Genomic DNA, 13657 nt, shown 5'->3' on the forward strand with positions numbered 1-13657 from the left:
TAGAGTTTCCCCAAAATTAATATCTTGAATTAAGGTTATCCTACTAATTCTAGTACCTGAGCCATAATTAGTTGTTGTGTAGTCTTGGTTTTGGAAACCGGTTTAATAAAATTTTTAATACCAGTATGCGTTTTCTTTAATACTGCATAAATACCATCAGCTAATGCATAATAATTAAAATCAGGTATATCATAAATACGCTTAGATATGTTTTGAATGCATATGATTAATGCACTTTCTCCTCTTTTTTCTGAAAGTGTTGCAGCAAAACCTATAATTAAGGTTAGAAATAAATTCATAGTTCTTATTGAATTTAAACTTCTTACTCTTATATTTTCAAAATCAAACTGCTGTTTTTTAAATCTGAAATATTCTTCTATCTTCCAACGTTTAATGTAAACCTTAATTATAGCTAAGGTTAATTTCTTATCATTAGGCTTAATATTGCTGATAAGCATCATAGGTATTTTGCCAAAGCCTCTTATTACTACAAGTGTAAGAGGCTTATCAGGTATATCTGGCAATGTTATTTGTATAAAGCTAAATTTGCATTTTTTAGCCCTACCAGCTTTATTGGTGACTATAGTCGAAAACTTTCCTTTATACTTGTTTGCAAGTTTAAGTATATTCATAACTTTACCATTATGAATAACATTTCTATTGCCTTTTGCTCGAATAACAAAGTTTTCTTTATTATCTATAAAGTATTCATAAAACTTTCTGCTATCATAACCCCTATCAAGAGCTTTAATGCCCTTATTATTAAAACTTTGTCTAATAAAATTTAATCCTTTAAAAGTTTCTTCATTCTCACTTACAAAGCCTTTTTCAATGTTTGAATACATTTTTGAGTACACAGATATAGGCATACTATACTTACTTGTAAGTGCAGCAATTTCAAGACAATTATATCCATTGACATTGGTTTCACCTGTGCTGCCATCACGTACCTTGCCCATAGCTTCTAAAACTTTACTATTACGTTTTGTGATTTCAGAACCATCAACGCAAAATACTGTATTGTCATTAATGTATGGTTTTATTTCAGAAATGTAGTTGTTTATTACAACACTTTGTTTATCAAACGTTCTAAGGTTATTAGAAAGTCTTTCAATGGTTTTCTTTAAAGAGATATCCTCTTTAAGAGCTCTTGATATGCCACTTAAAAGCACAGTCTGGCTTTCTGAAATTCCATAAATCATCTGTGCAATAAATTTATAATTAGGTCTTGATAAATTTATTGAGATTTTTTTTGAAAAAGTTAATAATTTTCTTTTTATTTGGTACGATAATTTGCTATAATTAATCATGAATAAAACATCTCCATCTGCTATTGATTTTTGTTTTGTCGCAAATTCATTATATCAAAACAATGGACTGTTTTATTCATTTTTTATGCAATTTTATAAATCTGTGGATAGTTTTAAATCTTAAATTTACTTATCCACAGGTTTTATTTAAATAGTCTTTTAAAAAAAGGGGAAACTCTAAATTTTTAATCTGTAGATAGTTTTAAATCTTAGATTTACTTATCCACAGCTTTTATTCAAATAATCTTTTAAAAAAGGGGAAACTCTAAATTATTAAGAAGGATTATGTTTAGCAATTTTGTTATCATTTTGGCGATTTAATAATAACCTTAATATATTTGTTTCTCTTTTAATGAATTCCAAACCCTCTTTACTCTCATAAGTACTATTTTGCTTTATTGCCTCATCTATAGTGACATATTCTAAATGATAACCAAGTTCTGCTTCATACTTGTCCAGATTAGTGTGTGAAATTTCATTTTCAATTACTTTACAGAAATAATAATATGAAATTTGTTCAAATACTTCATTATCATAAAGGCTTTTTCTTATTTCCTTAACCTTGCCATATACCTTTATGGAGGAAGTATCTATATTCAAACCAGTTTCTTCTTTTGTTTCTCTTATTAGTGTTTGTTGATGTGTTTCTCCATTCTCAATGCCTCCGCCTGGAAACTTGTAGTAACCTGCTTTTTCACTTTTCACCAGGGCTATTTTTTTATTAGTAAGTATTATTGCACGCACTGCCTCTCTGAAGAAGCGCGGCATAGAATCATCATAATTATTTGAATCCATTACAATTAACGTTTTCATCTATAACCTCACAAATTAAATTTTTAATACATATGATACTTATTATTTATAGTTTTATTATATTTATTTATACTTACCTTCTTTTGATATGTCATTTGTCAAGTGGATGACACCAATCCCTTCTCTCATACTTCTTCTGGCTGGCCATTACTACTAAGAAGACTAATAATTCTCCGCCTAAATTACTAAGCCATATTCCGTTATCACCTATTAATCCTGGCAATATGAATAAAGAAATTTGCGTGGCCATAAATCCTCTAAATACGCATATGGCAGTTGAAATTTTGCACATTTTGATGCTTTGAAAATAGGCAGATTCAATTACATTAATACCAGCAAAGAAAGTTCCCAAGCTAAATATCTTAAGTGCATTATATGTTACGTTTATCAAATCCATATCGTTAGTAAAAAATGATATTATCCGTTTTCCAAATAGTAGGAAAACAAAATAATTAACAAAGGCTGCTGCAAGTACACTTTTTATAGATAGTGAATAATAGTATTTAACTTTATCCTCTTCTTTAGCCCCATAATAAAAGCTTAATAGCGGCTGCATTCCTTGGGCTATGCCCACAAATATCATATTTATCACTGTTAAAGTATAGTTTATTATGCTGTAGGTTGCAGCACCAGTTTCCCCAATTCTTTTTAAAATTACCATGTTAAAGGCCATGGTTACAACTGCTATGGTACACTCTGTTAAGAATGCTGGAAATCCTATTATTGTTATATCTTTGATTGATTTAAAGGATATTTTGCATTTTTTAAATCTGAGGATTCCTTTTCCACTTAGAAAGTAAATAATTGCTATGGTCATGCTTACAAGTTCACCTAACCCTGTAGCAATAGCAGCCCCTATAACTCCCCATTTAAATATAAAAATAAATATATAATCCAGCAATATGTTAGTTAGTGATCCTGATATCATTGCATACATGGCAAGCTTTGGTGCACCATCATTTCTTAAAAAACAGTTTAGTCCCTCGCTTAAAACTAAAGGTACAGAAAATATGAAACAAAATTTTATATAATTATACACATCCTCTATTAAAGAATCCGGTGCTCCCAAGGCATAAGCTATAGGCTTTGAAAAAAATACACCTACAATAAGTAGTACTATTGCCACTATAATCAGAAATAAAATAGATTCATTAAATTTATCTATAGCATCCTCATTTTTGCCAGCCCCCAAGTTCATGGCAACTAAGGTTGATCCACCAACAGAAATTATTAGCGCTAATGCCGTGGCTATCAGGTTTGGTGGAAATGCTATATTTACTGCTGCCAATGCATTGCTTCCTACCCCTTTGCCAACAAACATTCCATCCACAACTATATATAATGATGTCACCAGCATTCCGATTACAGCTGGAATTACATAGTTGAAAAATTTTCTTATCAATATAATCTCCTCCTTACAGAGAAGAATTATATACTCTACAACTATTGTAGAGTCAATAAAATTCTTACTTTGCAACCTTTATAAATAATTCTATAAAACCTTTCTCTCTATCATCACAAAACTCTGAAGCTATATAGCTTTCATACAAAGACCCTTCAGCCTTTAAGTTTTCATCCTCAATAAATTTGAAGAGTAGTCTTACATATTTTTCGTAGTTACTATAATAGTCAATATAAAGGATAGATGCATATAATCCTTCTTGAAGTTCACAAACCTTAATGTTTTCATCATCTTCTATATCGTTGTCCGTAATATTAAAATAAATATTATATTTTGCCTCTTTATTTTTGTTAAACTGTTCATAGTTTATTTCATACAGAACTTCCAAATTCAAAAGGTCATCTAGCTTAGGGAATGTATTTAAGGCTTTTCTAAAACTTATTTCTGCATCCTCTAAATTTTTATTCTCCATATTTACCTTAGCAATCTTCTTTTTAGGTTTTTCATTTAAAAATGCTGTTTCTAAAGGCTTCGCAAGCATAGATTTTATGTGTTGGTTTTTCTTTTGAATTAAGTTCCTTTGCTTTTGAAGCTCCTTAATTTGTCTATCCATTTCATATTCTTGATTTTGTAAGAGTCCAAGTGCATCTTCTATATTAGCTTTGTTTGATATAATTTCTTTTATTTCTGAAAGGGATAATCCTAATTTTCTATAAAATATTATTAAATCTAACTTATAAAATTGTTCCAGAGAATAATACCTGTATCCATTATCCTTAGCTAAACTGGGTTTTAAAAGTCCTAATTTATCATAATGTCTTAAGGTTTGAACAGATAAATTGGATAGTTTAGATATCTCTCCTATTGAAAAATATTTCTCCATAAAAACCTCCATCAATCTTGCAAGAATGCTAATACTTCATCTTTTATATCACTAAAGGATAACTTTGCAGTTAATTCAATACTATACTTTTTATCAAGTCTTTTAATTAGTCCTGAGCCTAAAAGGTAACCAGCATCACTTATACCCAATACCTGAAACCAATCTCCAAAGAAGTTGCGAACTCCTATGTCATTATCCTGTAGTGCCTCTAAATACAACCTTTTTAATTCTTTAGTATTTTCATTACATTTTAGAATCCACTCTTTACCTCTGCTGTCAATTTCATTTAGCAGCAATTTGTTTTGAAAATATTGAGCAAAGCCTTCTTCGTATATTCTCCATATTCCTATATTATAATTATTTCTTTCAACTCCGTCTGGCAGATTATCCTCGCCTCTTAATTGGAAGTGAATAACATGACAAAGTTCATGTGCAGCAAGAGATTGCAGCTTTCCCATGGTATGCCAACCAAGTTCAGCAATCTTATCTATGCCAAATAAAACTGACCTCTTGCCGCCATAAAAATCTACTCAACCTGCACTATTACAAAGGCCCGCATATAAAACAACATTTATATCTATTGTCAATCTAAATACTTCCTCCACTTTTTCATTTATATCACATATGATTGAAAGAATGTTACTATAGGCCTCTTTCATCTTAGAAAAATCATTCTTAGTTCTATTAAAAACCATGGTGCTTGCTATATCTCTCCAATCGTATCCAATGTTTTCATAATCCTTTTTACATTTATTTTCAAGTTCGGGATATTTGCTTATATAGCACTTTTCCCACAAATCAATTTTATCTTCTACTGAAGCATCTAATTTATCTTTAAAGCATTCTTCAAAATCCTTAAAAGTATCAATTATTTTAACTCCCATAAACTACACCTCCATTTATTAAATTATACACTATCTTATACATATAATGGAATCGACTAAATAAAAAAAGAACCACTTTGTCTAAGTAGTCCCTTAATACGCCTTTGTCTTTTACTGTTTAATTAGAATCATCAATAAGAATATCCAACATCTTATTTTTATTATTAATAAAATTATTCACCTTCGAAATCGCTATAATAATCGTAATATATCTCATTCATATTTTCATTAAATCCCCAACCTATACAACCAGTATTAAGTTTTATTTCATCAGCCTTATTTTTAAATTTCTCTTGTAAGTCATTTTTAAAAATATATTCCAACGCATTATTATATGCTCTTTCAATGGTGTTATAAAATCTTTCATCTATGTCACCAAATTCATTAGTGAACTCTACACCTACCTCTGCATAATAAAGCATAAGTTCAGCAATTAACTGAGTATTATTGGATATCTTCTTAAAGTCACTTATAGCCTTGTTTACATTTGAATATCTCATTTTACCAAGGCCTCTATCAGGAAAGAATTCATTTTCGATAATCTTTTTATATTTTTCAAAGACTTCTGTTTCAGAAGCAGGATTTAATTTTACTCCATAGTATTGTTTTACTTCCGGGAACTGCTTTGTTAATTCTATTATCTCTTTTATTAGTCCATCATTGCTCTTATCTTTCAAATATGATTTTAGATCATTTATCTTTAAGTTTGACATAGTTTTTTTCTCCTTCATATAAATAAAATTTATTACTATTATTATATATAAAAAGGAAGCCCAATGTAAGCTTAGATCTCAAAATATCATAATAAACTTACTGTTTATATAAAAATATATCTTAAAAAGGAACATGGCTTATCGTGATATCTGCTTTTCATGATATCTTCTTTTCTAGTTAACTAGCTGCTTTTAGAATTGAAATTATAAGAAAGAACCTTATTATACATTACTCCTTTTAAGCATTGTGAATTAAAGGCCATTACTCCAAGCTTCTATAATATTGTCAAAATTACCAACCCATTGTGTGCAATCCATATAGTTCTTAGAATCCTCATAAATTAAATCAATTAAATTTTTTATATGTTTATTATTAATCCTAATAGAATTTTGATTTTTCTTTTCTATGGCAATATTTAAAATTTTCGTATACTGTTCAATACTTAATGGTATTATTTTTTGAATTTTGCCTTCATATCCCATCTTAATGCTAAACCAAAAGGTATTTAATGTATCCCTATGAATGATTGGCGCTATAAATAAACAATAATTTTCTTTATTTTGTTCCTTGCTCTCAAAGTCCCTTAGATGTCTCATTACTGGTTGTCCTTCATTAAACCATTGATCTCTACTTTTTAATAAAGTAATAACTCGTTCTTTCAAAGATTTTATTATTAATATTGTTTGTATTATCTTCATATATTTTTCCCTCATATTTTATACTGGCACATTTTTTATCTGCTGTAACTTCTTCATCTGTAGAACCACATCTACACACACCTATTTTTTCACCTACAAAACTTTCAAACCAAATACAGTTTCCACAAGTATTCATTTCCTTTTCCTCCAACAATACGTTTTGAGAGTATTATCCCATAACTTGCATTTTATATACCTTGACTATATTTGTTATAAATTTTATTCATAGCATTGCCTGTTGCCTCTATAAAGGGGCTGTCGCATTAGCATAAAAAAATATGCTAACGCGGCAGCATTTTTTTTGTGTTTTATAGAAAATTTAATGATATTTTAGTCCCCAATGAGCTTGATAATTAAAAAAAGACGCACTTTAATAAGCCTTTCATATTAAGGCTTTTTTTGATTTGCAGAGTTTTTAAAATTTTAAAGTTTGATAATTATGCACCTTTTTTAAGTGGAAAAAGATGCGTTTCAGTTCTATCTAACTGAATTTTATTATGTAGCTTATTTATATTATGTGCCATTGCTAACAAAATACTTTCTGCCAAAACATTCTTTTTACCTTTGCATAGATATCTACGAAATCCCATATCCTGTTTTATCTCTCCAAAAGAGCCTTCGGCTTGAATACTTCGATTCATTCTCAACTCGCAACCATCATCACTTATAATTCTTTCAAGATCCTCTTTGCGAAGCATGTTGAATAGTTTTGAAGTCTCAAGATTTTTAACCCTTTCTTCTAATGGCGTTTTACAGTTATGTCCTCTTATGCATTTACTCTTGTAAACACAGTTACTGCAGTCCTCACAAGTATAGATTGTTTTTTCACTTATATAGCCAGTCTTACTTTTCCTTTTTACTATTTTATTTACTGTTAGTTTCTTATTATTTTTGCAAGTATAATAATCGCCCAATTCAGTATAATCCATGTTTTCTATTCTGCTTATATCATGTTTATATTTTCTTGTTTTTGATATTTCATAATTTGCTGGTTTAATATATGATAGCTGTCCATTTTCTTTGATATAAAGATAATTTTCTTCACTCTCGTAACCTGAATCCGCATCAATTTTAAAATACTTAAAGTACAAGGAATCCTCCATGCTTTTTATAAATGGAATCAATGTTGTTGTGTCCCCAGGCTTATCGCAAACAGTAACCCATACTATATATTGGGAATCTACTCCATTCTGAACATTGTAACCTGGTTTTAACTGACCATTTTTCATAGCATCCTCTTTCATCCTCATAAAGGTTGCATCTTTATCTGTCTTGGAATAGCTATTACGTTTACCGCAGGTATGGATTTTCTGTGTATATTCTTTTAACTTTCTAAGGTATTCCTCAAGTTTTTCAATAGAACGTTGAATAGGAGTTTTCCTTTTACCACATCCATGTACAAATTCAATATTTTCTTCCTTTTTCAAGGCGTAAAGCTTTTTGCGTAGCTTTTTTACATGTTTCATTTTTACTTTGTTTTCGTATACAAGCTTTATTCCATACAATTCCTCACATTCGGCTACAAAATCAGCTAATTTAGAAAGTAATCTCTCCAGGTTTTTTGAAACTGCTTTTTTCCAGACGAAAGTATACTTGTTAGCACATGCCTCTATCTTTGTACCATCAATAAATATAGTATCTCCTGATATTTCTCCAATCTCATAAAGAAAATTTGACATTTCAGCCATTATTGTTTCTGAGCACGGGGCAAAATGAATACTACGAAATCTTGCAAAAGTAGAATGATCTGGTGCTGGTGAACCTTCTAAAAGGTACATGAAATTTACATCTCTTTTGCAGGATAGCTCCATTGCTCTTGATGAATAATTATGATTCATATAGGAGTAAAGTACAATCTTCAGCATCTGACGTGGCGTAGCCTGATTTTCCCTTATTCGGGAATAAGTCGAATATAAATCTGTTAAATCCATCTCCTCTACAAATTGACTTAGCAAACGCACTGAATCATTATTGGGAATCATGTACTCAATATTTAATGGAAGTTTTAATTGATAATTTCCACGATATAAAGTATAATTTTTGTGTGAATTAATGTATTTTCTCATATGTTAATTTTACTATAAATCTTTCACTCTTTCGAGTGGAAGATTTATTTTTATGTAAAAAAGCTGCCGCACCAATTATTTTAGTGCAACAGCCCCTTTTACCATATAAATTTTTCAGGGCTTATAATACCAATTTTTACAGTTTCATTGTCTTCATAAACTGGTATCTTGCATGGAAAAAATAGCCCAAATCATCTTATAAATATAGAACCGTTCTTGAATCTTCAGCATATCGGAAAAATTCATTTTGACTTGATACTACTGCTCCGTCAATTAATTGATTTTCTTTAATATCTAATTTTTTCATTTGTATTCCTAAATTAAAATATCATTTTTTATTTAATTTATTGCACTATTATTTTTCCGTACATTCCTTGTGCAGCATGGCCTGGATATTGACATATATAATAAAAACTGCCATCATGACTTGCTGTGAATGATACTGATGCTGAATAAAGCTTTCCATTTGCTGCACTTGGAATTGGATTTATAAAACTTCCCGGATAAACTTCGCCCTGCATCATAGACATATATCCATAGGGAGGCGCTGCACTGGTAATTTCTAATGCATGTGACACGTCTTCATCCTCATTGATCAATTCTAAAGTTACAGTGGAATCTCTTGGGATATATATTGTAGGATTTATTAAACCAGCTGCTTCAAATTTATCATCTGCCTGTTTACCACTGGCCAATAGCACTATATTTATACTGTTTCCAGAATAAGTTATACTATTACTTTGTTTATCAATTTTTGCATTTGCTGTGGAATTTTTTATTTCCTCATTAACTTTATCTTCGCTTATTAACCCTTGTAAATATGAACTTGAATTGTAACCTCGGTTTCTTCCCATCATTCCATATCCATAAGATTCGTTTCCTCTTCTGCTGTAGTTATTTGCTGTATTCAAATTGCTGCTGTTATTATTAACTACTTTAGCCGCTGCATTTGTTCTATAGTAAGATTTGGGTATTATATAAGATGCACATAAAAGCAAACTCAATGCTATAAGACTTGACCATAATAATTTTGATGATTTCATTATTAATCTCTCCTCACTTTAATTAATATATTTTCTATTTAAATAATACTAATAAATTATGTGGGAATTATGGAAACTTTATATTGAATTTGCAATAAAATTGTTATGTGATCATTGAATAATCTTTAAAATAACAAAAGGCAGAGATAATCACTTTCAATGATTATCTCTACCCTTATTCAAATAAGTTCCCTTAAACTTATTATATTTTAAGACTTCTTAGAAATACTGCAAAAGGCTATTCCCTTTTTAACCTATTCTACAGTAACTGATTTTGCTAAATTTCTTGGCTTATCTACATCGCAGCCCTTTTGTACTGCCATATAGTATGCAAGTAACTGCAAAGGTATAACTGAAAGAACCGGAGTTAATATATCCAATGTTTCAGGAATATATCTGGCTGAATCAACAGTTTTTTCAACCTCTGTATGACCTTCCTGTGCAAAAGCTAATACTTTTGCTCCTCTTGTTTTTATTTCTTTAATGTTACTAACCATTTTTTCAAATAATTTCTTCTGAGTGGCAAGAACTATAACAACAGTTCCATCCTCTATAAGAGCTATTGGGCCGTGCTTTAATTCTCCGCCTGCATATGCATCTGCATGAATATAGGATATTTCTTTTAACTTTAATGAACCTTCTAAGGCAACTGCATAATCAACGCCTCTTCCTAAGAAGAACATATCCTTGTGCATATAGTTTTTTGAGGCAAATTTCTGAACTACTTCCTTATTTTCAATTGCCTTTTCAGCCTTTTCAGGAAGTTTCAGCATCTCAGCTTTTATAGTTTCAATTTCTTCACTGCTTAATGTTCCTTTTTCCTGTGCAAAATACAATGCAACCACATATAATGCAATAAGCTGTGTTACATATGCTTTTGTTGAAGCAACCGCAATTTCAGGTCCTGCCCAGGTGTACAGTACATCGTCTGCTTCTCTTGAAATAGAACTTCCAACTACATTTGATATAGCTATAACCCTTGCTCCCTTTTCTTTTCCTAATCTTAGTGCTGCTAAAGTATCAGCTGTTTCACCAGATTGGCTTATCACTATCATCAGTGTTTTTTCATTTACCAGAGGATCTCTGTATCTGAATTCTGATGCAACGTCAACCTCTACTGTTATTCTTGCAAGCTTTTCAATGGCATATTTGCCTACTAAACCTGCATGGTAAGCTGTACCACATGCAACAATATATATTTTATCAATATTTGCTATTTGTTTTTTTGTTAAAGTAATGTCATCAATTGTTACAGGTTTCCCAAGCATAATTCTTGATGTCATTGTATCTTTAATAGCCTTTGGCTGTTCATGAATCTCTTTCAGCATAAAGTGCTCATATCCGCCTTTTTCAGCAGCATCGGCATTCCATGTTACATGGAAGATATCTTTATTTATTTCTTCTTTTTCATCAGTATAGAGTTTTACACCATCTTTTGTCAAAACAACAAATTCCTTATCATTTAAAAGATAAATATCTCTTGTATGATTTAGTACTGCTGGTATATCTGAAGCTATGAAATATTCATCCTTACCTAAACCTACTATTAATGGGCTGTCTTTTCTAACAGCTACTATTTTATCTGGTTCTTCAGTACTAACTACACCAATGGCATAACTTCCTTCCATTTTTGAAACAGCTTTCATTACTGCATCTAAAAGGTCCCCCTCATAGTAGTAGTCTATTAGCTGAGGAATAACCTCAGTATCTGTTTCAGAAACGAATTTATATCCTTTTTTAGTTAACCACTCCTTCAAATGAAGGTAGTTTTCAATTATTCCATTGTGGACAACGCTGATAGTTCCTTTTTCATTGGAATGTGGATGTGAATTAACATCTGACGGCTCTCCATGAGTAGCCCATCTTGTGTGGCCAATGCCAATTTGTCCAGGTGCCTTTTCAGTCTTAAGTTTTTCCTCAAGGTTTACAAGTCTTCCTTTACATTTAACTACCTGCAGGCTGTCTTTATCAATTACTGCCACACCTGCTGAATCATATCCTCTGTATTCCAGTTTTCTAAGTCCTTCAATTAAAATATCTGAGGCTTGTTTTTTACCAATATAGCCTACTATTCCGCACATAAATATCTTCCTTCCTAAATTTAGAAACACTTCTACCCTTACATTTCAGGGATAAAATTGAATCCAACCCCCTAAAATTGAATTTTGGTTGGTATTTAAAAAGTTTTTAACACCTGATTGATGTTGTTCCAGAAATCACTTTCTGGCTTTACCAATCTTTAACGGTAGTGCTTACCGCGGGGCATCCGCCGAAGACTTCGATACTCCCCGTCCTCGTCAAGTTAATCCAAAAGGCTTAACTTCTGGCGCTTTAAAGATTTTGTATATTTACTAATTCTCACCTGCCTTTGTAATTTAATGTTACCTCCCATATTAAAGGGGACAATATATTATATTAATATAATTGTCCCCAGGTCAATAAAAATAAATTTTATTTTATATAATAATTAATTTTTGAAATTTAACTTCATTAATTTGCTTTCTTCTCAATTAGTTCTGCTAAAGAATGAGCCATCCCATCAAGTTCCTGCTGGTCTTCCCCTTCCAGCATTACCCTTACAAGCGGTTCTGTTCCTGAAGGTCTTATAAGCACTCTTCCGCATCCATCTAATCTGGCTTCCATCTTCTTTATTTCAGCAATGATTTCTTCATCTTTCTCATGAATATCCTTTTTATCATTTGGTACAGAAGCATTGACCAATACCTGAGGCAGTTCCTTCATCATTGAAGCTAAATCTGAAAGTTTCTTTCCGGATTTCTTTACTATTGATGCAATTTGGAGAGCTGTTATAAGTCCATCACCAGTAGTATTAAAATCCAGGAAAATAATATGACCTGACTGTTCTCCACCCAGCTTATAGTCCTCCTTAAGCATTTCTTCAAGCACATATCTGTCTCCAACTTTTGTTTTTACAGATTTTATTCCAATTTTATTTAAAGCAATATCAAGACCCAGGTTGCTCATTACTGTAACTACAACCGAGCTTTTATTTAATTTATTCTTTTCATTTAAATATTTTCCACAAATAGCTATAATAAAATCTCCATTTATTAACTTGCCGTTACTGTCTACAGCAAGGCATCTATCAGCATCTCCATCAAAGGCAAATCCTAAATCACAATTTTTTCTTACAACATAATCCATAAGTTCTTCAGGATGGGTTGACCCGCAATTCTTATTAATATTAATTCCATCAGGATCATTATTAATTACTAAAACTTCGGCTCCAAGTTCTTTAAAAGCTTTTACTGAAGTAATATAGGATGCCCCATTTGCACAGTCTAAAGCTATTTTCAAACCATTTAAGTTTACATCAATAGTAGATTTTGCAAACTCCACATAATCTCCAATAGCTTCACCGCATTCCTGAGTTTTTCTTCCCAGGCTGGCTCCAGTTGGTACTGGTACTTCTGCAAAATTGCTTTCAATAACGCTTTGAATCTTATCCTCTAATTCATCCTTTAGTTTATAACCTTCACCATTGAAAAACTTAATTCCATTGTATTCCACAGGATTATGTGATGCAGAAATTACTACACCAGCATCTGCATTGTATTTTCTTGTAAGATATGCCACTGCTGGTGTTGGGATTACTCCTACACATACAGCTTCCGCACCAACAGATAAAATACCCGACACCAATGCTGATTCCAGCATGTCACCAGATATTCTTGTATCCATTCCAACTAATATCTTAGGCTTATGAGCTCCTTCTGTAAGAACATATGCCCCTGCTTTTCCTAATTTATATGCCAATTCAGCACTTAATTCACTGTTTGCTATACCTCTGACTCCATCTGTACCAAACATTCTTCCCATAATA

General features: G+C 31.3%; 13 protein-coding genes. All 13 read right to left on the minus strand.

Annotated features, from left to right (window positions below; genetic code table 11):
- Nucleotides 1-35: 35 nt before the first annotated feature.
- Nucleotides 36-1310, minus strand: coding sequence for a transposase (locus tag EQM05_RS14115; RefSeq protein WP_128748436.1), 1275 nt, complete (start codon nucleotides 1308-1310; stop codon nucleotides 36-38).
- A gap of 273 nt (nucleotides 1311-1583) precedes the next feature.
- Nucleotides 1584-2123 (minus strand): NUDIX domain-containing protein, encoded by a 540-nt coding sequence (locus EQM05_RS14120; protein ID WP_128750651.1) that lies wholly within the window; start codon nucleotides 2121-2123, stop codon nucleotides 1584-1586.
- A gap of 91 nt (nucleotides 2124-2214) precedes the next feature.
- Nucleotides 2215-3525, minus strand: a complete 1311-nt coding sequence (locus tag EQM05_RS14125) for an MATE family efflux transporter (RefSeq protein ID WP_128750653.1) — start codon at nucleotides 3523-3525, stop codon at nucleotides 2215-2217.
- 64 nt (nucleotides 3526-3589) lie between these two features.
- Nucleotides 3590-4408, minus strand: a complete 819-nt coding sequence (locus EQM05_RS14130) for a MerR family transcriptional regulator (protein WP_164917309.1) — start codon at nucleotides 4406-4408, stop codon at nucleotides 3590-3592.
- Nucleotides 4409-4419: 11 nt separating this feature from the next.
- Nucleotides 4420-4866, minus strand: coding sequence for a hypothetical protein (locus EQM05_RS14135; RefSeq protein ID WP_128750656.1), 447 nt, complete (start codon nucleotides 4864-4866; stop codon nucleotides 4420-4422).
- A 72-nt stretch (nucleotides 4867-4938) separates the two neighbouring features.
- The gene (locus EQM05_RS14140) at nucleotides 4939-5292 is read right to left on the minus strand and encodes a hypothetical protein (RefSeq protein ID WP_128750658.1); all 354 of its coding nucleotides are present in this window, start codon (nucleotides 5290-5292) and stop codon (nucleotides 4939-4941) included.
- Between the two features lie 173 nt (nucleotides 5293-5465).
- Nucleotides 5466-6005: a DUF6155 family protein gene (locus EQM05_RS14145; protein ID WP_205694145.1), complete on the minus strand. Its 540-nt coding sequence runs from the start codon at nucleotides 6003-6005 to the stop codon at nucleotides 5466-5468.
- A gap of 252 nt (nucleotides 6006-6257) precedes the next feature.
- Nucleotides 6258-6704: an AlwI family type II restriction endonuclease gene (locus tag EQM05_RS14150; protein WP_205694146.1), complete on the minus strand. Its 447-nt coding sequence runs from the start codon at nucleotides 6702-6704 to the stop codon at nucleotides 6258-6260.
- On the minus strand, nucleotides 6634-6840 hold the full coding sequence (locus tag EQM05_RS15925) for a hypothetical protein (protein WP_164917310.1): 207 nt from the start codon (nucleotides 6838-6840) through the stop codon (nucleotides 6634-6636). The genes EQM05_RS14150 and EQM05_RS15925 overlap by 71 nt, the downstream gene beginning before the upstream one ends.
- Nucleotides 6841-7141: 301 nt before the next feature.
- Nucleotides 7142-8770 carry an IS1182 family transposase gene (locus tag EQM05_RS14155; protein WP_128748757.1) on the minus strand — a complete coding sequence of 543 codons (1629 nt, stop codon included), beginning with the start codon at nucleotides 8768-8770 and terminating at the stop codon, nucleotides 7142-7144.
- A gap of 344 nt (nucleotides 8771-9114) precedes the next feature.
- Nucleotides 9115-9813, minus strand: a complete 699-nt coding sequence (locus EQM05_RS14160; protein WP_128750660.1) for a sulfocyanin-like copper-binding protein — start codon at nucleotides 9811-9813, stop codon at nucleotides 9115-9117.
- Between the two features lie 254 nt (nucleotides 9814-10067).
- On the minus strand, nucleotides 10068-11894 hold the full coding sequence (gene glmS, locus EQM05_RS14165; RefSeq protein ID WP_128750662.1) for a glutamine--fructose-6-phosphate transaminase (isomerizing): 1827 nt from the start codon (nucleotides 11892-11894) through the stop codon (nucleotides 10068-10070).
- Between the two features lie 409 nt (nucleotides 11895-12303).
- Complete coding sequence (gene glmM / locus EQM05_RS14170; RefSeq protein ID WP_128750664.1) at nucleotides 12304-13653, minus strand: phosphoglucosamine mutase; 1350 nt, start codon at nucleotides 13651-13653, stop codon at nucleotides 12304-12306.
- Between the last annotated feature and the right edge of the window lie 4 nt (nucleotides 13654-13657).

Origin of the sequence: Clostridium sp. JN-9 (assembly GCF_004103695.1) — a bacterium.
GTDB lineage: Bacteria > Bacillota > Clostridia > Clostridiales > Clostridiaceae > JN-9.

Bases quoted from the DNA above. Each gene is read 5' to 3' on its own strand.
- EQM05_RS14150 (WP_205694146.1), bottom strand. From the start codon at position 6,704: ATGAAGATAATACAAACAATATTAATAATAAAATCTTTGAAAGAACGA.
- EQM05_RS15925 (WP_164917310.1), bottom strand. From the start codon at position 6,840: ATGAATACTTGTGGAAACTGTATTTGGTTTGAAAGTTTTGTAGGTGAA.
- EQM05_RS14155 (WP_128748757.1), bottom strand. From the start codon at position 8,770: ATGAGAAAATACATTAATTCACACAAAAATTATACTTTATATCGTGGA.
- EQM05_RS14135 (WP_128750656.1), bottom strand. From the start codon at position 4,866: ATGGGAAAGCTGCAATCTCTTGCTGCACATGAACTTTGTCATGTTATT.
- EQM05_RS14115 (WP_128748436.1), bottom strand. From the start codon at position 1,310: ATGATTAATTATAGCAAATTATCGTACCAAATAAAAAGAAAATTATTA.
- EQM05_RS14145 (WP_205694145.1), bottom strand. From the start codon at position 6,005: ATGTCAAACTTAAAGATAAATGATCTAAAATCATATTTGAAAGATAAG.
- EQM05_RS14140 (WP_128750658.1), bottom strand. From the start codon at position 5,292: ATGGGAGTTAAAATAATTGATACTTTTAAGGATTTTGAAGAATGCTTT.
- glmM (WP_128750664.1), bottom strand. From the start codon at position 13,653: ATGGGAAGAATGTTTGGTACAGATGGAGTCAGAGGTATAGCAAACAGT.
- EQM05_RS14130 (WP_164917309.1), bottom strand. From the start codon at position 4,408: ATGGAGAAATATTTTTCAATAGGAGAGATATCTAAACTATCCAATTTA.
- glmS (WP_128750662.1), bottom strand. From the start codon at position 11,894: ATGTGCGGAATAGTAGGCTATATTGGTAAAAAACAAGCCTCAGATATT.
- EQM05_RS14160 (WP_128750660.1), bottom strand. From the start codon at position 9,813: ATGAAATCATCAAAATTATTATGGTCAAGTCTTATAGCATTGAGTTTG.
- EQM05_RS14120 (WP_128750651.1), bottom strand. From the start codon at position 2,123: ATGAAAACGTTAATTGTAATGGATTCAAATAATTATGATGATTCTATG.